Source organism: Streptosporangium sp. NPDC049644 (assembly GCF_040675205.1).
Classification (GTDB): Bacteria; Actinomycetota; Actinomycetes; order Streptosporangiales; family Streptosporangiaceae; genus Streptosporangium; species Streptosporangium fukuiense.
Window position 1 is genome coordinate 1 of record NZ_JBFAOJ010000037.1, and the last position, 25503, is coordinate 25503.

Sequence of the window (25503 nt, forward strand, 5' to 3'; positions counted from 1 at the left end):
TGGGGATCTTCCGGGCGTCGTCCTTTCCGGAGAACGACTACGCCTGGGTCGCGGTGAACGCCGGCTGGACGCCCAAACCGGTGGTGAGCAACGGCCTCGGCGGCACCGTGCCCGTCGCGGGCTCCAGACCGGCTCTGGAGGGCGCCTCGATCTGCCGCTCCGGCTCCACCACCGACTGGCACTGCGGGATCATCCGGCAGCTCAGTGCCAGCGTCACCTACCCCCAGGGCACCATCCACGGGCTGGGACGCACCAGTGTCTGCGCCGAGCCGGGCGACTCGGGTGGCTCGTTCATCTCCGTGGACCAGGCCCAGGGGGTCACCTCCGGCGGCTCCGGGGACTGTGCCACGGGCGGCGTCACCTACTTCCAGCCGATCAACGAGATCCTCACCGCCTACGACCTGACCCTGCTGACCGACAGCACCGTCGGCTCGCCGGGTGGCATCTCCGGCACCACCCCATCAGGCAAGCAGGACTGCACCGGCTACCCGAAGACCTACACCGGCACGCTGAACAACGGTCAGTCCGTCTCCCAGCCGAGCCGCTACTACCGGGCCGTCGTCGCCGGTACGCACTCCGCCTGCCTGGACGGCGGTGACGGCGTCGACTTCGACCTCTACCTCCAAAGGTGGCGGCGGCCGAACTGGGTCACTGTCGCCACCTCCGACCGCGCGGGCTCCGACGAGCAGATCAGCTACACCGGCCCGCCCGGCGCCTACCGCTACCGGGTGGTCTCGGTGAGCGGCTCCAGCCCCTACACGCTGAAGGCCAAGGCGCCCTGACCCGCCTTCCGCGGCCCTCACCCAGGCCGCGGCCGTCATGCCGCCGAACGGCCTCAAATCGTCTGCCGCGTGGCGTGTGGCGTTTGAGGCCCTGGCGGCAATGGCTGGATTAGGGTGGCGTTGCCCGTGCGGCGCTCTCCCCCTCCTGCTGTGAAAGCCGAGGTCGAGGAGAGTTTCATGTTCGGCAGACATGCCGTCGCCACGGGCTGCGTGCTGGCGGTCACCGCGCTCACCCTGACGGGTGTGCCGGCTGCGGCCGGACCCCGGGTTCCGGTCACCGCGTCCGCCTGGAAACCGCCGTCGGGCATGCTGGAGGCGCTCCAACGCGACCTGGGCCTGACCAGGGAACAGGTGCGGGCACGTCTGGCCAACGAGATCCGTATGTCGGGAGTCGAGGCGGACCTCCGCGAGGCGCTCGGCGACCGTTTCGGCGGCTCGTGGCTGATGGGAACCGTTTCGCAGACCCTCGTGGTGGCCACCACCGACCCCGCCGACCTCCCCACGATCGTCGCGGCGGGCGCCAGAGCCGAACTCGTCAAACGGTCGCTGACGGAACTCGCCGGGCTCATCAGTGACCTCAACGTGGACCTGCCGGGAAAAGGCGGCGGGGGTGATGTGCGCTTCGTCGACGCCAGGAACAACAGGATCGTCATCCTGTCGAAGAGCCCACTGGCGACCGAGGATCTCGTGGAGGCGGTGGGGGCCGACTCAAGTGTGGTGAAGGTGGTGCCGTCCACCGAGCGGCCCCGGCTCCTCAGCGACGTACAGGGCGGCGACGCCTACTACGTCGGTGTCGCGAGTCGTTGCTCCGTCGGTTTCTCGGTGACGCGCGGGACCCAGGCGGGGTTCGTCAGTGCCGGTCACTGCGGTAAGACCGGTGATGCCACCACCGGTTTCAACCGGGTGCCCCTGGGGATCTTCCGGGCGTCGTCCTTTCCGGAGAACGACTACGCCTGGGTCGCGGTGAACGCCGGCTGGACGCCCAAACCGGTGGTGAGCAACGGCGCCGGCGGCACCGTGCCCGTCGCGGGCTCCAGACCGGCTCTGGAGGGCGCCTCGGTCTGCCGTTCCGGCTCCACCACCGACTGGCACTGCGGCCTCATCAGGCAGTTCAACGCCAGCGTCACCTACCCCCAGGGCACCATCCACGGGCTGACCCGTACCAGTGTCTGCGCCGAGCCGGGCGACTCGGGTGGCTCGTTCATCTCCGTGGACCAGGCCCAGGGGGTCACCTCCGGCGGCTCCGGCAACTGCGCCACGGGCGGCGTCACCTACTTCCAGCCGATCAACGAGATCCTCACCGCCTACGACCTGACCCTGCTGACCGGCGACGCCACCACCCCACCGGGCACCGTCCCGCCCGCTCCGACGGTCTGCACCGGCTACCCGAAGACCTACACCGGCACGCTGAACAACGGCCAGTCCGTCTCCCAGCCGAGCCGCTACTACCGGGCCGCCGTCGCCGGCATGCACTCCGCCTGCCTGGACGGCGGTGACGGCGTCGACTTCGACCTCTACCTCCAAAGGTGGCGGCGGCCGAACTGGGTCACCGTCGCGACCTCGGAGGGCGCGGGTTCCGACGAGCGGATCAGCTACACCGGCCCGCCCGGCTTCTACCGCTACCGGGTGGTCTCGGTGAGCGGCTCCAGCCCCTACACGCTGAAGGCCAAGGCACCCTGACCCGCCTTCCGCGGTCTGGCGCGGGAGGTTCCACGGGACGTCCGCCGCGACCGGTGCCTACCGGCCGCGGCGGCGCCCCTGCTGCGGACAAGGGTGCTCTGTCCGGCAGGTAACACGCTACGTCTCGTATTATGAGACAAGTGGCCGGGGTGGCGGTATGGCGATGTAGAGTGCCTAAGACCTGCCTGTCAGGTCTCCAACTGAATATTTGCTCATCCAGAGGGGTGGAGGGATCGGCCCTGCGAAGCCCCGGCAACCATCCCGGTTCAAGACTCGTAATCGACACGAGGTCAACCGGGACAGGTGCCAATTCCGGTCTGTGACCAAGGTGGTCCGCAGACGAAGATGAGGGAAAGGCCTCGCTTCATGGCGCTCGCAACCACTGAGAACACCACCACCTCGCTCGGCCGTGTCGAAGACACCCGAAACCAGCACTTCGGCCCCGCCGTGGCCCTGTCCTGTCGCGAGTGCGGTGCCCGCTACGACCTCGGCCCGAGCTTCGCCTGTATCGAGTGTTTCGGGCCCCTTGAGATCGCCTACGACTTCGGGCGGGTGACCCGGGAGCAGATCGCCGAGGGGCCGGCCAACATCTGGCGTTACCGCTCGCTGCTGCCCGTCCCCGCCGACGTGGCCTCCAAGCCCAACATGGAGCCCGGCTGGACCAGGCTCGTCAACGCCGGCAACCTCGCCCGTGAACTGGGCATGCGCTCGCTGCACGTGAAGGACGACTCCGGTAACCCCACGCACTCTTTCAAGGACCGTGTGGTGGCCATCGCCGTCGAGGCGGCCCGTAACTTCGGCTTCCACACCCTCTCCTGCTCCTCCACCGGCAACCTGGCCGGTGCCGCCGCTGCCGCCGCCGCGCGGGCCGGGCTGGACGCCTGCGTGTTCATCCCCGCCGACCTGGAGCAGGCCAAGGTCGTCATGGCCTCCGTGTACGGGGGCAGGCTCATCGGCATCGAGGGCACCTACGACGATGTGAACCGCTTCTGCTCGGAGCTCATCGGCGACGAGCTGGGCGAGAAGTGGGGTTTCGTCAACGTCAACCTCCGGCCGTACTACGCCGAGGGCTCCAAGACGCTGGCGTACGAGATCGCCGAGCAGCTCGGCTGGCGCGTTCCCGACCAGATCGTCGTGCCGGTCGCGTCGGGCTCCCAGCTCACGAAGATCGACAAGGGTTTCAAGGAGCTGATCGAGCTCGGTCTCGTCGAGGACAGGCCATACAAGATCTTCGCGGCCCAGGCCGAGGGGTGCTCCCCGGTCTCCACCGCCTACAAGGCGGGCCACGACGTGATCCGCCCGGTGAAGCCGGACACGATCGCCAAGTCGCTGGCGATCGGCAACCCCGCCGACGGTCCGTACGTGCTGGACATCGCCCGCCGCACCGGCGGCGCGGTCGAGGACGTCACCGACCCCGAGATCGTCGACGCGATCCGGCTGCTGGCCAGGACCGAGGGCATCTTCGCCGAGACCGCCGGAGGTGTCACCGTCGGCGTGCTCCGCAAGCTGGTCGCGGCCGGGAGGCTCGACCCGGAGGCGGAGACCGTGGTTCTCAACACCGGCGACGGTCTCAAGACCCTCGACGCGGTGGCCGCCGAGGCGCGCCCCACCGCCGTGATTCGTCCCTCCCTTGACGCATTCCGTGCGGCAATCGCCTAGAAATCGTGAAAGGTACTGAATTATGAGCGTTTCTGTGCGGATTCCGACGATTCTCCGGACTTACACCGGTGGTGCTGCCGAGGTGAGCGGAGAGGGCGAGACCCTGCGCGACGTCCTCCAGAAGCTCGACGCGGACTTCCCGGGGATCGGTGCCCGGATTCTTGATGAAACGGGTAAGATCCGCCGTTTTGTCAACGTCTATGTGGGAGATGAGGACGTCCGCTTCGCCGACAACCTCGACACGGCCACGCCCTCCGGCGTCCAGGTCTCCATCATCCCGGCGGTCGCCGGGGGCTGAGACCCCGCCCCCGCACCGCGCCGGTCGCACCCGCCTCACCCTCCCGGGGGCGCTCACGACACCCTCCCCATGACACCCGCCCGGCTCCGGCCGTGTGCGGGTGTCATGCTTTGTGGCGTAAACCGGTATTCGCGGTGGGGAAAGATAATGTAATCTTTAACTAACTAATAGTGATAGTCAAACTGTGTTCTCGTACTAAATGCTCTTGTAAAGAGCTAGTTTGGTGCTTGACTCTGTTGCCCAACCGGTTCCCACAGGTATGGTCGAGGACGATCGATGTGGCGAAGTCTGCCCCGGAGATTGAGGACTTCGCGAGAGGAATGGGCGTCGTCCTTAAGTCCAGTAAGAGGAGTCGCAAGTGGCGCAGGGCACCGTCAAATGGTTCAACGCGGACAAGGGCTACGGCTTCATCGCGGTAGACGGTGGTAAGGATGTGTTCGTCCATTACTCCGCGATCATGATGGATGGCTACCGTGCACTCGAGCAGGGCCAGCGAGTCGAGTTCGAGATCACCCAGGGGCAGAAGGGTCCCCAGGCGGAGTCCGTCCGGGCGGTCTGACATGGCCGTCCCGTGAACCCGCGGGGAGGGGCCGGTGGATCCCGCGGCAGCGCAGTCCGCCGGATCCACACCACCTAGGCCCGGCTCGCCTCCCCAATCGGCGAGCCGGGCCTTCGCTTTGCGCGGAACACGCGCCCGCGTGACGCGGCGCATACGCTGACGTGGCCCGGAGCGGACGCCCGCTCCGGGCGCGACGCAGGTCAAGGGATCGTGGCTTGCACTCGGCAAGGTAGAGTGCTAAACACATTGTTGGCACTCACGCATAGAGAGTGCCAACCCTGGATCGAGGCGATGGGGCCCGCCGAACGGAGTCGTGGGCCCGCATGCCGTCGCGGGCGTCGGCTCGGTCCGGTGCAAGCCACCCTGTCTCTGGGAGGTCTAGCCGTATGGCAGCCAAGATGATCGCGTTTAACGAGGACGCCAGGCGCGGTCTCGAGCGTGGCATGAACCAGCTCGCGGACGCCGTCAAGGTGACCCTCGGCCCCAAGGGCCGCAATGTCGTTCTGGAGAAGAAGTGGGGCGCCCCCACCATCACCAACGATGGTGTCTCCATTGCGAAGGAGATCGAGCTCGAGGACCCGTGGGAGAAGATCGGGGCCGAGCTCGTCAAGGAGGTCGCCAAGAAGACCGACGACGTCGCGGGTGACGGCACCACCACCGCCACCGTGCTCGCTCAGGCTCTCGTACGCGAGGGTCTCCGCAACGTCGCCGCCGGCGCCAACCCGATGTCCCTGAAGAAGGGCATCGAGGCCGCCGTCGAGCGCGTGTCGGAGGAGCTGTCCAAGCTGGCCAAGGACGTGGAGACGAAGGCGCAGATCGCCTCCACCGCCTCCATCTCCGCGGGCGACCCGCAGATCGGCGAGATGATCGCCGAGGCGATGGACAAGGTCGGCAAGGAAGGCGTCATCACCGTCGAGGAGAGCAACACCTTCGGCCTTGAGCTCGAGCTCACCGAGGGCATGCGCTTCGACAAGGGCCTCACCTCGATGTACTTCGTGACCGACCCGGAGCGTATGGAGGCCGTCCTCGACGACCCGTACATCCTGGTCGTCAACTCCAAGGTGTCCGCCAACAAGGACCTGCTCCCGGTTCTCGACAAGGTCGTGCAGGCCGGCAAGCCGCTGCTGATCATCGCCGAGGACGTCGAGGGCGAGGCCCTGGCCACCCTGGTCGTCAACAAGATCCGCGGTCTGTTCCGCTCGGTCGCCGTCAAGGCGCCCGGTTTCGGTGACCGTCGCAAGGCCATGCTGGGTGACATCGGCATCCTGACCGGTGCCCAGGTCATCAGCGAGGACCTCGGCCTCAAGCTGGAGTCCACCACCCTGGACCAGCTCGGCCGTGCCCGTCAGGTCATCGTCACCAAGGACGAGACCACCATCGTCGACGGTGCCGGCGACGCCGAGCAGATCGCCGGCCGGGTCAACCAGATCCGCGCCGAGATCGACAACACCGACTCCGACTACGACCGCGAGAAGCTCCAGGAGCGTCTCGCCAAGCTGGCCGGCGGCGTGGCCGTCATCAAGGCCGGCGCGGCGACCGAGGTCGAGCTCAAGGAGCGCAAGCACCGCATCGAGGACGCCGTTCGCAACGCGAAGGCGGCCGTCGAGGAGGGCATCGTCCCCGGCGGTGGCGTGGCCCTGCTGCAGGCCGGCGCCAAGGCGTTCGACAAGCTGGAGCTCTCCGGCGACGAGGCCACCGGTGCCGCGATCGTCAAGAAGGCCCTTGAGGAGCCGCTGAAGCAGATCGCCGTCAACGCCGGCCTCGAGGGTGGCGTCGTGGTGGAGAAGGTGCGCAACCTCACCCCTGGTGAGGGCCTCAACGCCGCCACCGGCGAGTACGTCAACCTGTTCGAGACGGGCATCATCGACCCGGCCAAGGTGACGCGTTCCGCTCTGCAGAACGCGGCGTCCATCGCGGCGCTGTTCCTCACCACCGAGGCCGTCATCGCCGAGAAGCCCGAGAAGGCCGCGGCCGCTCCCGCCATGCCCGGCGGCGGCGACATGGACTTCTAAGTCCACCGCTTTCTGGTAAAAGAGGCGACCCCGGGATCTCGGGGGCGCCTCTTTTGCTGTTTCCCCGAGGGGTCGCCTGTCGTCGTACGTCTTCGGAGGAGTCGCCCCGACGGGCGCCGCCCGTGCGGAGCCGCGGGCGAGAGGGGGCCGCGAAAGGCCGGGACCGATCAGGGCAGGGGCCCGCGACCACATCCATGCCGTCCGGCTGATTTCCGTGCTATCAAGCAATAAATGGACAAGGTGGGCGGAACAAGAGTTCAAGTCGGTGTGTCGTTTCCGGGACACGCCGCCGTGTGGCCATAGAACGAAGTCCTTGCCGTAGCGACGGGTTCTTGGTGGTGCAGCGGTGTGCGAGGGGAACGATGGAGCATAGCCACTGGAAATCGCCCGGTCGGTTACAGAGAGGTGAGTGGCGGTCGCGCGTCCGTTCGGCTGTGGCGGTGCCGGTCATCGTGGCCGGACTGGCGGTGCCGACGGCCACGGCTGTGGCGACCAGGCTGCCGGAGAACGTCGTCTACGTGGTCAACTCACAGTCGAACACCGTGTCGGTGATCGACACGACGACCAACAGGGTCACCGCCACCATCACCGTCGGTGAGAACCCCATCGGGGTGGCGGTCGCTCCCGACAACGCGCATGTCTACGTGACCAACGCGCAGTCGGACAACGTGTCGGTGATCGACACGAGGAGCAACAAGGTCAGCGCCACCATCCCCATCAACGGCCACCCCGTCGGGGTCGACGTCTCCTCCGGCGGCACCCGCGTCTACGTGACCGACGTGCAGGCGAACGTGGTGTCGGTGATCGACACGAGAAACAACAGGGTCATCGCCATCATCCCGGTCGGCCACAGCCCCTTCAGACTGGCCGCCGCTCCCTATCGCCGTGTCTACGTGGCCAATCAGGACTCCGACACCGTGTCTGTGATCAACATGGTGACCAACAGGGTCGTCGCCACCATCCCGGTCGGCCGCAGTCCGTTCGGGATCAGGTTCTCTCCCACTCGTCCCCGTGTCTATGTGGCCAATCAGGACTCCGACACCGTGTCGGTGATCAACGTCAGGACCAACAGGGTCATCGCCGAGATTCCCGCCGGCAACCATCCCTTCAGGATCGCGGTCTCCGATGACGGCGCCTACGTCTACGTGACCAACCTGATCCCGAACGTGGTGACGGTGATCGATGCCAAGACCAACAAGATCACCGCCACCATCCCGGTCGAGGGCTCTCCCTTCGGAATCACGATCTCCCCTGACGGTGCCCAGATCTATGTGGCCAACCTGGACACGGACAGCGTGACGGTGATCGACCCCAAGACCAACGAGGTCGTCAGGGTCATCTCGGTCGGGGCAAATCCTTTCGGGATCAGAGCGGCGCATCACATTCGCCGGAGTGCCGCCCCGATCAGGGCGCGAGGGCCGGGGAGCGGGCCCTAGCGCTCGGCATCGGTGTCCCGGCGCGCGGTCACCCGCTGAGCTGGGCGGGAAGCTCCCGGGAGTGCAGGACGGTCAGTGAGGTGACGGCCCGGGTCAGGACCACATACAGGCGGGCCAGGCCGCGAGGCTCGGCATCGACGATGTCCGCGGGTTCGGCCACGATCACGTGGTCGTACTCCAGGCCCTTGGCCAGGGTCGCCGGGATGACCAGGAGACGATGGTCCTCGACGGTGTCGGGGCTCAGCACCCGGTGGTCCAGGTCGGACAGGGCCGCGGACACGGTGCCCACCAGGGCGTCGGGGACGATGACGCCGATCGAGCCCTCGCGGGCGAGTGCCTCCCGCGCGGCATGGGCCAGCGCCGTGGCCAGGTCGGGTGCCGGCCGCACCGACAGGGAGCCCGCGCCGGGGCGCAGCGACCGGGGGGCGGCCAGGTCCGGGGCGACGGAGGGCAGCAGCCTGGCCGCGTAGTCGAGGACCTCGCGAGGCACGCGGAAGCCGAGGGTCAGCTCGGTGACGGCGCCGTCCTCGAAGCCCAGATGACTCAGGACCTCGCTCCAGGACCGGGCGGACCAGGGCGTGGTGCCCTGGGCGAGGTCGCCCAGCACGGTGGCGGAGCCGGTGCGGCAGCGTCGGCCGAGGGCACGCAGCTGCATCGCCGACAGGTCCTGGGCCTCGTCCACGACCAGGTGGCCCAGCGGGACGGTCCGCTCGATCATGTCGCCCAGCTCGTCCATCAGCGCGCCGTCGGCCGCCGACCACTTCGCCGAGCGGAAGGACTTGGGAGGCTTGGGCCAGAGCAGCAGCGACTGCTCGGCGGCGGTGAGATCGTCCTTGGCGGCGGCGGCGAGGAAGGCGGGGTCGCTGAACAGCCGGTGGAGCACCTGCTGTGGAGTCAGCTTGGGCCAGACCGTGTCCACGAGCTGCCTGACCGGCTTGGACCTGGCGACCGCGTCCTGCACCCGGTCGTCGGGAGACTCACCGCGCTGCTCCATCCGGACGAGCACCAGGTGGGCGAGCCGCTGGGCGAGCGTCGCGCGCCCCGGACCGTAGCGAGTGGTGCCGCGGAGCGAGGCGACGATCTCGCGGACCTCGTGGTCCGCCACCCGGTAGCGGTTGATCCCCTTGGTGAACAGCACGCCCTCGGTGGGCTTGACCACGTGCGCCCACAGGGCGCGTCGTAGTACACCGACGATCCTCGCGTCACCCTTGAGCGTGCCGACCGCGGGGTCCTCGGGCGCGGAGTGGTCGCCGAGGATCCCGGCGACCGTGGTCTGGTCGACCTTGACCTCGCCCAGCGCGGGCAGGACGGAGGAGATGTAGGAGAGGAACGCCCGGTTCGGGCCGACGATCATCACGCCCGACCTGGCGAGCCGCTCGCGGTGGGTGAAGAGCAGGTAGGCGGCCCGGTGCAGGCCGACGGCGGTCTTCCCGGTGCCCGGGGCACCCTGGACGCACACCGTCCGGCCGAGTTCGGAGCGGACGATCTCGTCCTGGTCGGGCTGGATCGTCGCGACGATGTCGCGCATCGGTCCCGAGCGGGGGCGTTCGATCTCCTCGGTGAGGATCCTGCTCTGGGCGAGGGCGGCGCCGCCCTGGTCGAGGCGCTCGTCCTCGTAGGCGGTCAGGTCGCCGCCCTGGTAGCCGAATCGGCGGCGCAGCACCACGCGCATCGGATCGGACGGGCTGGCCTGGTAGAAGGCCCGCGAGACCGGGGCGCGCCAGTCGATCACCAGGGGGCGGCTGCGGTCGTCGTGGACGTGCCTGCGCCCGACGTAGACCGTGCCGGGAAGGTCGTCGCCCGCCTGGCGGTCGAGGCGGCCGAAGAACAGGGGCGTGCCCGAGTGGTCGGCGAGCGCCGCGACCCGCTGGTCCAGCAGCGCCTGCAGGATCTGCTGGGAGACCCAGTCTCCGGCGGCGTCGGAGGAGAGGGACTGGGCGTGCTCGCGCATCGCGCGCAGCGCCGTTCTGGAGATGGCCAGGTGCTCGCGTTCGGCGGCGAGGATCCGGGCGGGATCGTCGGTTATGTCAGGGGCCAATTGATGTGCGGGCACGCTGAAGCGCCTCCCATTCGATAAACGGAGGTGGTGGTCATCGGGTAGCGAATGGACCAGCTTAGCGGCGACGCCGGTGTGTCTCAAAAGGATTAACGCCGGACTGGGGCGCGGCGGGCGCGGGTATCCCGACGGTCGTGCGGATCTCCCCTGTCATACCGACGGTCGCCAATCTTCTACTGGCCGCGCTCTGGGGGCTTTCGGTGTTCGCGGGCTGGGGGCCGGACGCATTCTGCTCCGACCCGGGCTGCGTGGCTCGGCTGGACGGGGTGGCCTGGGTGTCGGCCCTGTTCGCGGTGATCGCGGCCGGTTGCACGGCGGGCGCCTGGCTGGCGCCCCCGATTCGCGATGACGAAAATCGTTTCATCACTCTGATGATCGCTGCGGTGATCATGTGGGTGATCGCGGAAAGCGTTTTCTTTACCGGCGGACTGATCGTTCGGTAATCGTCCTGGCACCCTCCGTCATTCTCCCGTGAAATGGCGAAAAAGCCAGGCGAACATGGTGACTCCCGCAGATCATGGGGGTATGTCGCCAGTGGCCGTAAGGCCTAGCGAGGGGGTGGTTTGTTTGTCGAAAGCCCGCGGGATTTCGTGGACCTGACACAAATTGACGACGTGTTCGCCATGTGGGGCTATTCTCCGGCGAGCACGTCGTCCGCGTCGATGATCTGATACGCGTACCCCTGCTCGGCCAGGAACCGCTGCCGGTGGGCGGCGAAATCCTGATCGACCGTGTCGCGGCTGACCACCGAGTAGAATCGGGCCCCGCCTCCGTTCGCCTTCGGCCGGAGCACCCGGCCGAGCCGCTGCGCCTCCTCCTGCCGCGACCCGAAGGTGCCCGAGACCTGAATGGCCACCGCCGCCTCCGGCAGGTCGATCGAGAAATTGGCGACCTTGGAGACGACCAGGACCTGGATCTCCCTGTCGCGGAAGGCCTGGAAGAGCCGCTCCCGCTCCTTGACCTTCGTCTCCCCCTTGATCACCGGCGCGTTCAGGTGTTCGCCCAGCTCGTCGAGCTGATCGATGTACTGCCCGATGACCAGCACCTGCTCGCCCGGGTGCTGCCGGACCAGTGCCTCGGTCACCTGCGTCTTGGACGGGGTGGTCGCGCAGAACCGGTAGCGCTCCTCGGACTCGGCCATCGCGTAGGCCAGCCGTTCGGTGTCGGTCAGCGTCACCCGCACCTCGACGCAGTCGGCCGGGGCGATCCAGCCCTGGTTCTCCATCTCCCTCCACGGCGCGTCGTACCGCTTGGGGCCGATCAGGGAGAACACGTCACCTTCGCGGCCGTCCTCGCGCACGAGCGTCGCGGTCAGGCCCACCCGCCGCCTGGCCTGCAGATCGGCGGTCATCCGGAAGATCGGCGCGGGCAGCAGGTGCACCTCGTCGTAGACGACCAGGCCCCAGTCGCGGGCGTCGAACAGCTCCAGGTGCCGGTAGACGCCCTGCCTGCGGGTCGTCATCACCTGGTACGTGGCGATGGTGACGGGCCGGATCTCCTTCTTCGTGCCGGTGTACTCGCCGATCTCGTCCTCGGTCAGCGAGGTCCGCTTGAGCAGTTCCTGCTTCCACTGGTGCGCCGAGACCGTGTTGGTCACCAGGATCAGCGTCGTCGCCTTGGCCCGCGCCATCGCCGCCGCGCCCACGATCGTCTTGCCCGCGCCGCAGGGGAGCACGACGACGCCGGAGCCGCCGTGCCAGAACGCCTCGGCGGCCTCCCGCTGGTAGGTGCGCAACTCCCAGCCGTCCTCGGTGAGCGTGATCGGGTGGTGCTCGCCGTCGACGTACCCGGCCATGTCCTCGGCGGGCCAGCCCAGCTTGAGCAGGTGCTGCTTGATGTTGCCGCGCTCGCTCGGGTGCACGGCCACGCCGTCGTCACCCAGCCGCTCGCCCAGCAGCGGCTGGATCTTCTTGGAGCGCAGCACCTCCTCCAGCACGGCCCGGTCGGTGCTGGTCAGGACGAGCCCGTGGACGGGATGCTTCTCCAGGCGGAGCCTGCCGTACCGCGACATCGTCTCGGCGACGTCGACCAGCAGCGCGTGCGGCACGGGGTAGCGGCTGTGCGCGATCAGCGCGTCGATCACCTGTTCGGCGTCGTGCCCGGCGGCCCGCGCGTTCCACAGCGCCAGCGGGGTGACGCGGTAGGTGTGCACGTGCTCGGGCGCACGCTCCAGCTCGGCGAACGGGGCGATCGCCTTGCGGCACTCCCCGGCCCTCTCGTGATCGACCTCAAGGAGCAGGGTCTTGTCCGATTGGACGATCAGTGGTCCGTCAGTCACAGACTTCTCCCTATGGTCACTGCGGGCTACGGCGGATCAGCTCATGGTCGCACTCGCGGGCGCGCCCCGCTCCATGTCTCCTGTGTGCAACGGGCGGGAGCGCCCAGGCAGTCCCGCCTCCCGTCCGGCGTGATCGATCTCACCACCTGGCCATCCCTCGCCTGCCCGGTCTGCGGCACCCGTGCGCGACCACAGGCCGCGGATGGCGATCCCGGGGATGTTCAGTCGAAGGCGCCGTTGATGCCGGCGATGATGAAGGCGGCCACACCCAGGATGATCAGCCCGATGTTGATGCCGATGCTGATCCAGGTCCACTTGAGCAGGTTCCTGGCGGCCGGGGGATCGGTGTCCACCCTCCCCAGGGCGACACTCGACAGGATGACGCCGACCAGGCCGCCGAGGGTCACGTAGCAGCTCAGCGTGCACACGATGCTGATGACCATGGCGACGATCGCGTGGGTCCTGACACCCTCGGTGTTGCGGTGCGGGGGCGCGCCGTAGCCCTGGCCATAACCGGGCCGGCCATAATCCTGTCCGTAGCCGGGCTGGCCGTAACCGGGTTCGCCGTAGCCGGACTGACCGTAACCGGGCTGACCATAACCGGGCTGACCATAACCGGGTTCGCCGTAGCCCGGCTGTCCGTAGCCGGACTGGCCGTAGTCGGGCTGGCCGTAGCCGGGGGCCTGGTAGCCGGACGGCTGGGAGTGCTCGGAGTGGTGACCCTGCTGGGGCTGGCCGTAGCCGGGGGTCTGGCCGGGCCCCGTGTTATAGGGGCTCTTCCAGTCGTCCGGGTTGGTACTGGGACCTTCGGAGTGACCGCTACTCACTGTGGATCTCTCGCTTCTGTGGAGCTCGGAACGTCGACAGGTATCACGATATGGGGCGTGAGTCGTGTGCCTTCGGCGAATGGACCCGGTCGCATCCCGGTGGCCAGGCCTTGTCCTCCTGGAACTTTCGCCCGTCGCGGCCGCTCGGGCGACGCCCCGCCGCGTCGTCGGCCACCGCGGCTCCCTCCCTCCGCCTCGCGAGGCACCACCGGCCGATCCTCGCGACGGCAAGGTCCGCGGGACAGGGCCCGGGGCCGGGATGAGACTGAAAAGGGGCCCTCGCGTCCCGGCGAGTGGCGCGATCCCACAGGACCGGTGACCGAGCTCGCGGCGGCCCCATCCCTGGATCGAGACTACCCCCGTGGCCTTTCCCCGGCACGCCGGGGCCGCCCCGGGCCCGCCGAGGGCGTCTCAGGCGATGTCGGCGATGCCGGTGATGCGGTGCAGGGCGAAGCGGTGCACCGCCGCCCGCGTCTCGTCGTAGGCGGTGAGATAGCCGCCCTCCAGCCGGGCCGGTTCGAGGATCCGGCTGGTGGCGTTGCCCTGGGAGTCGAGGTAACCGATCCAGACCTGCGACCCCTGCCGGATGGCCTCGCGCAGGGCGACGATCGTGGAGGTGGCGGGGGAGCGCGGCACCTGGCCGCCGGGAGCGGCCACCGGGGCCCTGCGGGCCTGGTGGGCGGCGTCACCCGCGCGCACGGCGCGGACGGCCGCCGCCACCACGTCGGCCTCGGGGCCGCCGAACGTGATCGGGGCGCGGGCCGCCAGGGTGCTCTCGGTCCTGCGGACGTCGAGCTGGGTGATGATCACGTCGCCGTCGAGGGACTCCGCGGCCGGTGCGTACCCCATCGCGCGCAGCGAGTCGACCAGCGTCGGCCGGGAGGACTTGGAAGCGATCACCGTGGGGGCGAGTCGCCGCAGCCGTAGCGGGATCGCCCGCTTGTCGGCCATCACCTCGTCCAGCAGCGAGGAGTCGTCGCATCGCACGTACGCGCTCGCCGTGCCGACGCGCATCCGGCCGTGGCGCCGGGCCACGTCGGTGACCAGGTAGCTGAGCGGTTGCGGCACCGGCGTGGTCGAGTGGCGCTCCAGCATGGCCAGCATCTCCTCGGCGCCCTGCCCGGAGTCCAGTGCCCGCCGGATCGACCGCTCGTCGAAGCGGTAGACCGTCGCACCGCCGGTCGACTCCACCTCGGCCGCCAGCGCCAGCCACCGTCTCAGGTCACCGGTGAGCGGCCCGGGGGCGACGGCGGTCAGGTCGGCCTGGAGGAGCACGTGGTCGAGCGGCTCGGGCAACAGCGGGAGCAGCAGGCGGGCGGCGGAGGCGGCGCGGCCACCGCCGGGGTCACCGGAGACGCCGGGGCCGTCGAGGGCCTCGGGGAGCAGGGCGCGGCCGTGGCCGGAGAGCAGCCCGAGGCCGGTGACGCCGATCTGCTCGGCCTCGCGCAGCGTGAACTCCACCAGCTGGTCGCGCTGGCCGCCGCGACGGCGGGGCTGCTCCCAGGCCAGACGCGCCCGTACCGCGTCGAGAGTGGGTGCCACCCCGGGCGTCGAGGCGAGCATGGCCAGGGTGGTGGTGCGGACCTCGGCGGCGGCGGTGCGGCGCAGGTCGGGATGGAGGGCGTTGAGCAACCGGTCACGCTCGTCGCGCTCGCCGATGACCCCCGGCACCCGGTCCATGGTGAGCCAGGCGCCTGCCAGCACGGCCCAGCGGTCCTCGGTGGCCTTCACCCGCCAGCCGTCGTAGCCGGGGGTGGGCATCCACTCCCCGTCGACCGCGCCGCTCGCCGCGACCAGCCCCGCCGCGTGGCACACCTCGACGATCAGCCCCGCCACCCACTCGGGCAGGTCGAGCAGGGTCGCGACCCGTTTGAGGTCGCGCACGGCCAGGCCGCCGCTGCGGAGCACGCCGGGCGGGTCGACGCTCCAGCGCTCGCACAGTTCCTCCACCGCGCGGGTGAAGGTGAACGCCTGTCCGGCCGCGGTACGGTCGGCGAGCCGCTGGTCGCGCTCGGTGCCCCCGGTCGCGGGCGGGAGGGGGGACAGGTCCCGGTGGATCCGGCCGTCGCGCAGGAACAGCGCGACCTCGCGGGGCAGCACCACGGTCTCCTCACCGGTGGCGGCCAGCAGCGCGCGGGAGAGGAGCTGCTCGATCGGCGACTGCGCGGTGGCGGCCCGAACCTCGCGACGGGCGTTGGGCACCCGGCCGCTGGCCGGCCCCCAGGCCAGCTCGTTGAGCGCCGACCGGGCCTGCGGCGAGACCTCCTCGACCAGCCGTCCGACGATCTCCGGATCGCCGAGCAGTGCGGCGAGGGCCTCCCTGGTGTCACCGCCCTCGCCTCCGATGTCCTGGATCAGCTCGGCCAGCCGCTCGGCGGAATGGTGCCGGAACGCCTCCTGGGCGGGCGGGCCGAGCCCGGCGGGACCGTCCAGCACCTCCCGCACACCGGGGGCCGGGGCCAGGGCCCGGTCGGGCCCGTAGACCAGCGCCATGGTGCGCAGCCGCTCGACCGCCTCCTTGAGGGCGCTCTGGAACGCCGGGCCCGCCGTCCCCGGCAGGGCGCGGGCCAGCTGGGCGCGTAGCGACCGGTAGGGGACGGGGGAGGGGAGCACGACCAGCGTCTCCATGACCGCGAGTGCGAACCGGTCGAGCCGGTCGAGTGCCCTGCCCACCGCCGACGGGCTGCAGGCTCGCCCGGCCAGCCCCTCCAGATGCGCGGGTACGGGGGTGATGAGCTCGGGGCGTACGGAGACGAGTGCCCGCAACCGGTCGTCGCTCTGACTGCGCAGCCACTCGGTGAACTCCGTGCTCATTCCGTCAATGGTAAGAGGCTTGACCGACATCATGCGGCCTGAGCGAATTCCGTGATCACACGAAGGGGGTGAATCGATCACGTGATGGGTGGTGAATGGGGAAAGAAGCCCACGAGCGAGACGATGTCGAGAGAGGATGGCCAGCGTGATCGAGCGTGCCGATTCCGATTCGGTGGATCCGGACGAGGTAGCACCGGGCGATCTCGATGTCCCCGCTCCCCGCCGGCCCGTGCGGGGGCATCCGTACGCCTCGACGGGAGTCCCCTCGGACGCCGCCGAGCCCGCACCGGGCGATTCCGGCCCCTCGGCCGCTCGCGCGTCAGGGCGGAAGGACCAGGGGACGTCACCGGACGGCGGATCGGGGGGCGGAGCGGACTCCGTGGACGAGTGGGAGGACATCGTGGAGGGCGATCCGCCGACCGAGGAGATACCGCCCGTACGGGAGCCCTCGCCGCGGGAAGCGCGGGACGCGCGGGGAACCCCGCCCGAGGCGCGGGAGGCGTCACCGGCGGCATCGGGGACGGCCCGGCAGGAGGCGCCGGAGGACGCGGGGCCGCGGCCCCGGGTGCCGCCCGGTGTGGTCAGGGGCATGCGAGCGGCGGAGGAGCTGCTGGCCAGGAGACGGGCAGGTGGTCAACGGGGGTGGCCGCGCCGGCGAGGCCCGGCCCGGTCGCGAGAGGACGTCGCCCCCGCCGCGCGTGACACCCGGGCGATCCTGCTGAGCCACCGGCGTGAGACGGTCGGCATGGGCCTGCTCGCCCTGGCGGGACTGCTGATCCCCATCCCTTTCCCGCCGATCGCGATCTTTCGGATCCCGGTGCTGGTCTGGGCCGTCGCGGTGCTCGTCGTGATCGCCTGCCAGAGCTGGCACACCTCCGACAAGGTGCTCGGGATGGCCGCTCCGATCGTGAGCTACACCCTCGGTGGCGGCCTGGTCGCCCTGGTCCGGGCCAGGAACGACCTCGGCACCGTGGTGGACGAGTTCTTCGGCATCAGCGGGCTCATGTTCCTGCTGGGCGCGGCATGGGGGGTCTTCTGGCTGGCCTACCGCCTGCTCGACTCCGAGGTCACCCCGGTGCGGGGAGGCAGGTGACGCTCCACGGGCCGGGCCGGGCCGCTCAGCCGACGGCCTGGACCGCCGACCGGGGCAGCAGGCCGAGCGCGAGGCACACCCAGGCGGCGACGAAACGGTCGCGCTCCGCGCGACCGGGAGGTTCGCCCACGGTCTCCTCGAACAGCCGGTAGTGGACCACCGCCCCGCCGAGCGCGGCACCGATGGCGGGCCAGTCGGCATCGGCCTCGGCGTACTCGGGCTGGGCGCGGAACCAGGTGGTGATCGCGTCGAACATGGGCTGCAGGAGGCCCTCGCGTACGGTCGTGACCAGCTCGGGGAACTGGCTCAGGTCGCGGAAGAAGACGCGCGTGAGGTCTCTCTCCTCGCGGACCTTGGCCAGGCCGGCCCTGCACAGGTGGGTCAGCCGCTCCTCGATCTCGGTCGAGGTGTCGACGGCGCTGAGGTCGGTCAGGGTTTCGGCGATCTGCGCCCGTGTTCTGGCCGCGTGCTCGTTCACCGCCGCGGCCAGCACCTCGTACTTGGACTTGAAGTGCCGGTAGAGCCCCCCGGCTCCCGGCGACAGCCCGGAGGCGGCCTCGATCTCGGCCACCGAGGTTGCCGAGTAGCCCCGCTCGGCGAACAGTCGCAGGGCTTCGTCGATGATCCGCTCGCGCGTTGATCTGGTCATTTCTCTGCCGATACCTCCACCATGACCCTATCCAGTGCCGACCATGCCGGGTCGCACCGCGCCGGTCCAAGCCCGTTGTGAGGGCACGTTCGCCCGGCCGTCGGGCGCTCGGGGGAACCGTCCGGGGAGGTTTGCCCGCAGGATAAGTAAACCCTTCCGGTGAAGGGTTCCACAGTGGGGGACGTCATGTACAACACCTGGGATTGGCCATATTTAGGGGGATTTGGCATTCTTTGAGGGCTTCTCGAAGAAACCTCTTCGGGTAGCCGACAAGGAGCGGTGAGTGACCCGATGAACTCGGTGGGATTCGACCTCGATCTGACGCTTGCCGACACCCGTGCGGGCATCGCCGCCGTTTACGACGAGGTGGCGTCGCGCACCGGCTTCTTCATCGACAGCGGCGCCGTGCTGGCCAGGCTCGGACCGCCGCTGGAGTGGGAACTGGCCAACTGGATGCCCGCCGCCGAGGTCCCCGCGGCGGCCGACGTCTACCGGCGGCTCTACCCGTCGATCGCGGTCCCGGTCACCACCCTCATGCCCGGTGCGCGCGAGGCGGTCGACGCGGTACGGCGGGCCGGGGGCAGGGTCACCGTGGTGACGGGGAAGAACGCCCGCGACGCGGCGCACACCGTCGAGTTCCTCGGCCTGGAAGTGGACGAACTCGTCGGATCGGTCTTCGGGGCGGCCAAGGGGCCCGCGCTCGCGACTTTCGGCGCCGCCGCCTATGTTGGAGATCATGTCGCGGACATCGAGGCGGCGCGAGCGGGAGGAGCCGTCAGCGTGGCGGTGGCAACGGGCGTCTATCCGGCGGTGGAACTGCGTGATCACGGAGCGGATGTGATCCTGGGCGATCTGACCGAGTTCGCCGAATGGTTCGACAGCTGGCGAACTCCTACGGCTCTTGTGTAATTCAGGCCCCAATACACGGTCGCTCTCGGCGTCCGCTGGGCATAACCTACATCCATTCCTTTTCACGACAGTCTGAACGAGGTCACCCCTGTGCCGAGTGGCAAGGTCAAGTGGTACGACGCCGACAAGGGTTTCGGTTTCCTCACCCGCGACGACGGCGGTGAGGTCTTCGTGCATTCTTCCGCGCTGCCCTCCGGCGTGGACTCTCTCAAACCGGGCCAGAAGGTCGAGTTCGGCGTGGCCGAGGGACGCCGCGGCCAGCAGGCGCTCTCGGTTCGAGTGATCGACCAGCCCCCCACGCTCGCCAAGACCGCCAAGCCCAAGGGCAAGCGCAAGAAGCCCGACGAGATGGTCGTCATCGTGGAAGACCTGATCAAGCTTCTGGACACGGTCTCCACGTCGTACCAGAAGGGCAAACACCCCGAGGCCACGCACGCGAAGAAGATCGCTGCAGTGCTCCGGGCGGTGGCCGACGACCTGGACGACTGACCGCCCGCCGACCGCCCGCCCCCGGCTCAGCCGTGGGGGGTGGTCAGCGGCCTGGTCCGCTTCTCGGTGGGGGCGTTCTCCGGCCGCACGACCACCGTGGCCGTCTTCGCGGCCCGCGGCCTGACCCACTCCGCGGACACCCCGTCCCGCGCGAACCGCTCTGTACCTTCGGCGGGACGAGGCCCCGGGGGGGAGGTGCCCGGATCCCGGGCGGCCTCGACCCTGGCGTCCACCTCCCGAACCCGCCTGCGGCGGCGGACCAGCAGCCAGCCGAGCGAGCCCGCCAGCACCACGGTCATCAGAGCCAGCCCGGCCGATCCGCCGGCGAACAGCGAGAGCAACAGCCCGATCAGGCCGCCCAGCACCCAGGAGATCTGCAGGAAGGCCTCCACCACGCCGAACGTGGACGAGCGCACCTCCTCGCCGATCTCCCGCTGCACGATCGCGTCCAGTGCGAGCTTGCCCAGGCCCTGGGCGAAGGCGGCCACCAGCGCGACCGCCACCGCGCTCCACAGCTGGAAGACGACCGCGGCCAGCACCGTGATCGTGGTCGTCACCGCGAGCGTGGCCAGCACGATGACCTGTGGGGAGTGGTTGCGCACCCAGGAGGCCACGGCCGTGCCCGCCAGCCCGCCGGCACCGGCGGCCACGGCCAGCACACCGATGGCGACCGTCGGCGGAAGGCCGGGCAGGTTCCTGTCCTGCACGAGGAAGAGCAGGTAGAAGAGGAGGAATCCGGAGTAGAGGCGGATCGCCACGTTGGCCCACATCGCCTCGGCCACCACCGGGCCCACGTTCAGCATCGTGCGCCAGCGGTGCGGCCGCTCCTCGCCGCTCTCGTCCAGCTCCTCCAGGTCGGGGGAGTCGACGTGGCGCGGGAGCCGCACGGCCAGCACGCCCTGGAGCAGGAAGAGCACCGTCGCCCCGCGCAGCACCCACTCGGCGCCGAGCCAGGCGCTGACCCCCGCGCCGACCGGCACCGCGACGCCGGCCGTGACCAGCGCGAACAGGGCGACCCTCGCATTGGCCGTGACCAGCGCGATGTCGGCGGGCAGCACGCTCGGCATGATCGCCGCGCGGGAGACGTTGTACGCCTTCGACAGCACCAGCACGGCCAGCGCGGCCGGGAAGATCGTGAACACGTCTCCGGGGACGATCGCCGCCGCCATCGCGAAGCAGAGCAGCCCGCGGCCGAAGAGGGTGCCGGCCATCACGAAGCGCCGCCCCGAGCGAAACCGGTCGAGGACCGGGCCGACGAAGGGGGCGACCACCACGAACGGAATCATCGTGATCAGCAGGTAGAGGGCGACCTGGCCGCGGGCCTCGTTCACCGGGAGCTTGAAGAGCGTCCCGGCCAGGGCCGCGGTGACCAGGGCGTCACCCGCGCTGTGCGCGGCGGTCAGCTCGATCAGCTGGCCCAGCCCGGTGCGGCCCGCGCCCTGGGCGTGGGTCAGCCGTCGCGCGGCCCGGCCCACTCGCTGGGTGCCGTTGACCGCGCCCAGGGCCGCCCGGGTCGTCGCCCGGCCCGTGCCCCGGCCGGCGCGCGCGCCGGCCCGGCCCGCGGCGGCGACCGACCTGCCGACCTGCCGAGAGGCGTCACTCACCGTCTTGCGAACCCGCTCCCACCCAGCTGCCACGTATCCAGTCATACCCGAAGGGCGGGGGAGTTGTCCGATGCGCCTGGTCACTCCCCGGGCTAACGGGAGTCCGCGGTGCCGTTCGCTCCGGTCATGGGTGAGAATGAACTGTGAGCGCAGTGAGCGAGCGAGCCAGTAGGGACAGCAGCCGTCGTGCTGCGGGGCTGACGGGAGACGACTCGTGAGCCGGACTCGATCCCGCGCCGTGGTCCTTGACCAGGCGTGTGTCGCGGCCGTCGACCTGGCCCGTGCCGCGGTCGAGGAGAACGTCAGGCCGGGCGATGTGGGCGAGCACCTCGGGGTCGAGGGCGAGGGCGACCGCGTCGTCACCCACTACTTCGCATGTCTCGACCGCGCCTACCGCGGCTGGCGCTGGGCCGTCACCGTCGCCCGCGCCTCGCGGGCGCGCAACGTGACGGTCAGCGAGGTCGTGCTCCTGCCGGGGGCGGGCGCGCTGATGCCGCCGCAGTGGGTGCCCTGGAGCGATCGGCTCCGTCCGGGCGACCTCGGCGTGGGCGACCTGCTGCCCACCTCGGAGGACGACGACCGGCTCGCGCCCGGCTTCACCGAGACCGGTGACGACTCCGACCAACAGATGATCTTCGAGTACGGCCTCGGCCGGGCCCGGGTGCTCTCCCCGATCGGCCGCGACCGGGCCGTGCGGCGCTGGCACTCCGGCGAGTCGGGACCGCACACCCCGCTCGCGCACGCCGCCCCCGCCCAGTGCTCCACCTGCGGTTTCTACTGGCCGCTCGCGGGCGCGCTGCGTACCGGCTTCGGCGTCTGCGCGAACGAGTACGCCCCCGACGACGGGCGGGTGGTCGCCGCCGACCACGGCTGCGGCGCGCATTCCGAGGCCGCGGTGCTGCCGCACCAGGTCGAGCCGACCGCGCCGATCCTCGACGATCTCTCGCTCTCGTACGACACCGCCGAGGACGTCCCGGAACCCGACCTGACCGGGTCGGTGGACGATACGGCCTCCGAGCCGCTCGGTCACTCCTGACCCGGCGCCGCCGGGTCTGTTCCGCCCCGCAGCCGCCCCCGCAGCCGCCCCGCCGCCCTCCCGGCGGTCCGCCCGGCCGTCGCCGTTCGGGCGCCGCTCTCGTGGTGTCCCGGCGGGGGAGCCCGGCCGCGGGGCCCTGACCTTTGGAAGATCGCCTTGACTGACATCTTCGGTACCGAACGACTGCGCTCCACCGTCCTGGCGGCCTGGAAGGCCTCGCCCGCGCGTTTCCGCGAGGACGCCAACGCGGAGGAGGACTTCGCGCTCGGCGGCTACCGTGACCGGCTGATCGTCGAGCTCGCACAGAACGCCGCGGACGCCGCGCTCCGCGCCGGGGTGCCGGGAAGGCTGCGCCTCTCGCTGCGAGAGGGCGTGCTGTCGGCGGCCAACATCGGCGCTCCCATCGACACCCATGGGATCGAGGCGCTGTCCACGCTGCGCGTCTCCGCCAAGCGCGGCGACGCCCACGCGGCCGGCCGGTTCGGCGTCGGGTTCGCGGCCGTGGTGTCGGTCTGCGACGAACCGGTGATCGGCTCGCTCGGCTCAGGGGTCGTCCGCTGGTCCCGTGACCAGACCGCCGCCCTGGTGGCCGCCGAGCCCGAGCTGGCCAAGGAACTCGCCGAGCGCGGAGGGCACGTCCCGCTGCTGCGCCTGCCCTTCCCCGCCGGCCCGATCGAGATCCCCGCCGGGTTCGACACGCTCGTCCGGCTGCCGCTCCGGGACGGGGCGGCCGAGGACGCCGTCAGAGCGATGTTGAGGGAGACCAGCCCGGCTCTGCTGCTGGGCCTGCCCGCCCTGGAGGTGATCGAGATCGACCTGGACGGGGAGACGAGGGTCGTCACCGCGGAGGGCTGGCAGGTCGTCTCGGTCTCCGGGCGCTTCACCCCCGAGCAGATGGCCGAGCTCTTCGCCGACCGTCCGACCGAGGAGCGCTCCCGGCCGCACTGGCTGGTCCGCTGGGCCGTACCCGTGAGCGAGGCGACCGGGGAGCCCCGGCCGCTGCCCGCGCTGGTGCCGCCCGTGGTGCACGCGCCCACGCCGAGCGACGAGCCGCTCGACCTGCCCGCGCTGTTGATCGCCTCGTTCCCGATGGCCACCGACCGGCGGCACGTCGCACCGGGCCCGCTGACCGACTTCCTGGTCGAGCGCGCCGCGGACACCTACCTGGAACTGCTCGCCGGCCTGCCGCGGACGCCCCGGCTCCTCGACCTCGTCCCCGGCCTGATGGGCAAGGGCGAGCTCGACGCGAGCATCCGCCGGGCGATTCTGCGCAGGCTCCCCGACGCCCCGCTGCTCCCCGCGCTCTCCCTGCCGGCCGACCAGGGGGCCGACCAGGGGGCCGAGGCCGGTCCCGGCGAGGCCGGGGCCTCGCTGCTGCTTCCCGACGACCTCGCGGAGAGCGCCGGCGCGGCCTGGGCTCCGCCCGCGGTCGGCGCGGACCTGGTCATCTCGGGGCGGCAGGCGTCCGTGGTCACGGCCACGGCCGAGCTGCTGGAGAGGATCGCTCCGATGATCGGTGGGCTGCTGCCCGCGGGGTGGCCGTCCCGGCATCCGGCGATCAACGCGCTCGGCGTCAGGCGGGTGCGACTCTCCGACATCGTGGACATGCTCTCCGGCGACGCCGTCAAGGACCGGGATCCGGCCTGGTGGCGGTCGCTGTACGAGGTGCTGCCCGCCGACGACCCGGAGGCGCTCGGCGCGCTGCCGGTGCCGCTCGCCGACGGCCGCCTGGTCAGGGGACCGCGCGGCACGCTGCTGCTGACCGACGGCTCCGCGCTGGACCCGGCGGTTCTCGCCCCGCTCGGGTTGCGCGTGGTGCACCCGGACGCGGCCCACCCCCTCCTGCTCAGGCTCGGCGCGGCTGAGGCGACGCCCCGCACGGTCCTGGAGGATCCGCTGACCCGCTCCGCCGTCTCGGAGTCGCTGGAGGGCGCCGACCCGGAACCGGTGGCCCAGGCGGTGCTCGCGCTGGTCGACGCCGCGGGGCTGACCGCGGGCGACGCGCCCTGGCTGGCCGAGCTGGCGTTGCGCGGCGCCGACGGCGAGCTGTACCCGGCGGGCGAGCTGCTCCTCGCCGACGGGGCGCTGGCCGGGCTGCTCGACGCGGAGACGCACTTCGGCACCGCCGCGCCCGAGCTGGTCGAGCGGTACGGCCGGAGGGTACTCGCCGCGGTCGGGGTGCTCGACGGCTTCGCCGTGGTCAACGACCACGACGTCATGATCGACCCGGACGAGTGCGACCACGACCTCGATCGCGAGGACGAGTGGCTGGAGACGGTCCTCGACCTGCTGCCCGAGATGAACGTGCCGCCGGTCGCCCGGGAGTTCTCCGCGGTCCGGGACCTGGAGTACGTCGCCGACTGGCCCGCCGCCCTCGCCCTGCTGTCCCGCCCGCCGCTCCGCTCGGTACTGCATCCGCTGCGGGTCCTGGTGTCGGGGGAGGTCGTGGAGGTCCCGTCCTACACCGCGTGGTGGCTCTCCACGCACCCGGTGCTCGGCGGCAGGCGCCCCACGCAGCTGCGACTCCCGGCGGGTGACCCGCTGCTGTTCGGCCTGTACGGGGACGCCCCGGCGGATGTCGACGAGGCCGCGCTGGCGATGATCGGCGTCCGGAGCACGCTGGCCGACCTGCTCGCCTCCCACGGGGGGCCGGACGAGCTGCTCGATCTGCTGGGCGACCCCTCCGTGGAGGTCGACCGGGCGCAGCTCCGCTCCCTGTGGGTGGCCCTCGCCGCCGTCGACCCCGCCCGTGTCGCGCCCCCGCGCGCCGTCCGCGCGGTCCTGGGTGACGAGATCGTCGTGGTCGACGCCGCCGACGGCCGGCCGGTGCTCGCCGGTGCCGAATCGGGGGCCGGTTCGGGGGACGAGGGCGCGGGCGAGCCGGTCGTGGTCGAGGCGCCCGACCTGCTGCCGCTCGTCGCGGGACGGCCGTTGGTCCTGGCCCCGTTCGACCTGGCGGAGGCGCTCTCCGAGCTGCTCGACCTGCCGTTGGCCGGCGAGGAGGCGGCCGGGGAGGTGACGTCCTCGGGCGAGGTCCGTGACGTCCCGCCCGCGGTACGGTCGCTGCTGCCGACCGCGCCGGCGAGCTACGTGGCGCACGAGCGGCTGCTGGTGGACGGCGTCCCCGCGGCCTGGCGGTTCTTCGAGGGCATGGTGCACGCCTCGGATGTGGAGGGGCTGGCGCGCGGGCTCGCCTGGGCGTCCGGCCAGTGGGGCGACCGGCTCGCGGTGGCGGCGCTGCTGCGCGATCCCGCGGCGGTGCCGCTGCTGCTCGCCGAGGCCGACCTGGACAGCTGGACCGCCTCGACCTAGGGGCTCGACC

19 protein-coding genes and 1 riboswitch are annotated in these 25503 nt (G+C 70.7%); of the genes, 13 read left to right on the forward strand and 6 right to left on the reverse strand.

What is annotated here, in order from left to right:
* The 7 genes from AB0J58_RS21405 to AB0J58_RS21435 all read left to right on the forward strand — a co-directional run.
* Nucleotides 1–782 (forward strand): S1 family peptidase (locus AB0J58_RS21405; RefSeq protein ID WP_364218053.1); only part of this gene is annotated, 782 nt, incomplete at its 5' end.
* Between the two features lie 177 nt (nucleotides 783–959).
* Nucleotides 960–2462 (forward strand): S1 family peptidase, encoded by a 1503-nt coding sequence (locus AB0J58_RS21410; protein WP_364218055.1) that lies wholly within the window; start codon nucleotides 960–962, stop codon nucleotides 2460–2462.
* Nucleotides 2463–2671: 209 nt separating this feature from the next.
* A riboswitch (SAM riboswitch) is annotated at nucleotides 2672–2814 on the forward strand.
* A 14-nt stretch (nucleotides 2815–2828) separates the two neighbouring features.
* The gene (gene thrC / locus AB0J58_RS21415) at nucleotides 2829–4121 is read left to right on the forward strand and encodes a threonine synthase (protein WP_364218057.1); all 1293 of its coding nucleotides are present in this window, start codon (nucleotides 2829–2831) and stop codon (nucleotides 4119–4121) included.
* Between the two features lie 22 nt (nucleotides 4122–4143).
* Nucleotides 4144–4419 (forward strand): MoaD/ThiS family protein, encoded by a 276-nt coding sequence (locus AB0J58_RS21420; protein ID WP_343983009.1) that lies wholly within the window; start codon nucleotides 4144–4146, stop codon nucleotides 4417–4419.
* Between the two features lie 358 nt (nucleotides 4420–4777).
* On the forward strand, nucleotides 4778–4978 hold the full coding sequence (locus tag AB0J58_RS21425; protein WP_012895270.1) for a cold-shock protein: 201 nt from the start codon (nucleotides 4778–4780) through the stop codon (nucleotides 4976–4978).
* Between the two features lie 386 nt (nucleotides 4979–5364).
* Complete coding sequence (gene groL, locus AB0J58_RS21430; RefSeq protein WP_364218059.1) at nucleotides 5365–6990, forward strand: chaperonin GroEL; 1626 nt, start codon at nucleotides 5365–5367, stop codon at nucleotides 6988–6990.
* A gap of 440 nt (nucleotides 6991–7430) precedes the next feature.
* Nucleotides 7431–8426, forward strand: a complete 996-nt coding sequence (locus AB0J58_RS21435) for a YncE family protein (protein ID WP_364218061.1) — start codon at nucleotides 7431–7433, stop codon at nucleotides 8424–8426.
* A 28-nt stretch (nucleotides 8427–8454) separates the two neighbouring features.
* On the opposite strand, the gene AB0J58_RS21440 is transcribed toward AB0J58_RS21435, so the two are convergent.
* The gene (locus AB0J58_RS21440) at nucleotides 8455–10479 is read right to left on the reverse strand and encodes an AAA family ATPase (protein ID WP_364218063.1); all 2025 of its coding nucleotides are present in this window, start codon (nucleotides 10477–10479) and stop codon (nucleotides 8455–8457) included.
* Nucleotides 10480–10616: 137 nt separating this feature from the next.
* Between AB0J58_RS21440 and AB0J58_RS21445 the strand changes: the two genes are divergently transcribed.
* Nucleotides 10617–10925, forward strand: coding sequence for a hypothetical protein (locus tag AB0J58_RS21445; protein WP_364218065.1), 309 nt, complete (start codon nucleotides 10617–10619; stop codon nucleotides 10923–10925).
* A 188-nt stretch (nucleotides 10926–11113) separates the two neighbouring features.
* Here the strand turns inward: AB0J58_RS21445 and AB0J58_RS21450 are convergent, their stop codons facing one another.
* The 3 genes from AB0J58_RS21450 to AB0J58_RS21460 all read right to left on the reverse strand — a co-directional run bounded on the left by AB0J58_RS21450 (nucleotide 11114) and on the right by AB0J58_RS21460 (nucleotide 16401).
* Entirely contained in the window at nucleotides 11114–12760 is a 1647-nt protein-coding gene (locus tag AB0J58_RS21450; RefSeq protein WP_364218067.1) for a DNA repair helicase XPB, read from the reverse strand.
* A 221-nt stretch (nucleotides 12761–12981) separates the two neighbouring features.
* Nucleotides 12982–13587, reverse strand: coding sequence for a hypothetical protein (locus tag AB0J58_RS21455; RefSeq protein ID WP_364218069.1), 606 nt, complete (start codon nucleotides 13585–13587; stop codon nucleotides 12982–12984).
* A gap of 411 nt (nucleotides 13588–13998) precedes the next feature.
* Nucleotides 13999–16401, reverse strand: coding sequence for a helicase C-terminal domain-containing protein (locus AB0J58_RS21460; protein ID WP_364218071.1), 2403 nt, complete (start codon nucleotides 16399–16401; stop codon nucleotides 13999–14001).
* A gap of 379 nt (nucleotides 16402–16780) precedes the next feature.
* Between AB0J58_RS21460 and AB0J58_RS21465 the strand changes: the two genes are divergently transcribed.
* Nucleotides 16781–17494: a hypothetical protein gene (locus tag AB0J58_RS21465; protein ID WP_364218073.1), complete on the forward strand. Its 714-nt coding sequence runs from the start codon at nucleotides 16781–16783 to the stop codon at nucleotides 17492–17494.
* Nucleotides 17495–17519: 25 nt separating this feature from the next.
* Here the strand turns inward: AB0J58_RS21465 and AB0J58_RS21470 are convergent, their stop codons facing one another.
* Nucleotides 17520–18143 (reverse strand): helix-turn-helix domain-containing protein, encoded by a 624-nt coding sequence (locus tag AB0J58_RS21470; protein ID WP_364218075.1) that lies wholly within the window; start codon nucleotides 18141–18143, stop codon nucleotides 17520–17522.
* Between the two features lie 279 nt (nucleotides 18144–18422).
* Here AB0J58_RS21470 and AB0J58_RS21475 point away from each other — a divergent pair, with 279 nt between their 5' ends.
* Together AB0J58_RS21475 and AB0J58_RS21480 are read left to right on the forward strand one after the other, a co-directional pair.
* Nucleotides 18423–19052 carry an HAD family hydrolase gene (locus tag AB0J58_RS21475; RefSeq protein ID WP_343982976.1) on the forward strand — a complete coding sequence of 210 codons (630 nt, stop codon included), beginning with the start codon at nucleotides 18423–18425 and terminating at the stop codon, nucleotides 19050–19052.
* Nucleotides 19053–19142: 90 nt separating this feature from the next.
* Nucleotides 19143–19541 carry a cold-shock protein gene (locus AB0J58_RS21480; protein ID WP_355624224.1) on the forward strand — a complete coding sequence of 133 codons (399 nt, stop codon included), beginning with the start codon at nucleotides 19143–19145 and terminating at the stop codon, nucleotides 19539–19541.
* Between the two features lie 26 nt (nucleotides 19542–19567).
* On the opposite strand, the gene AB0J58_RS21485 is transcribed toward AB0J58_RS21480, so the two are convergent.
* Entirely contained in the window at nucleotides 19568–21178 is a 1611-nt protein-coding gene (locus AB0J58_RS21485) for an MFS transporter (RefSeq protein ID WP_364218077.1), read from the reverse strand.
* A gap of 181 nt (nucleotides 21179–21359) precedes the next feature.
* Here AB0J58_RS21485 and AB0J58_RS21490 point away from each other — a divergent pair, with 181 nt between their 5' ends.
* Nucleotides 21360–22181 carry a DUF3027 domain-containing protein gene (locus AB0J58_RS21490; RefSeq protein ID WP_343980863.1) on the forward strand — a complete coding sequence of 274 codons (822 nt, stop codon included), beginning with the start codon at nucleotides 21360–21362 and terminating at the stop codon, nucleotides 22179–22181.
* Between the two features lie 156 nt (nucleotides 22182–22337).
* A complete protein-coding gene (locus AB0J58_RS21495) occupies nucleotides 22338–25493 on the forward strand; it encodes a hypothetical protein (RefSeq protein ID WP_364218079.1) in 3156 nt (1051 codons plus the stop codon).
* Nucleotides 25494–25503 lie beyond the last annotated feature (10 nt).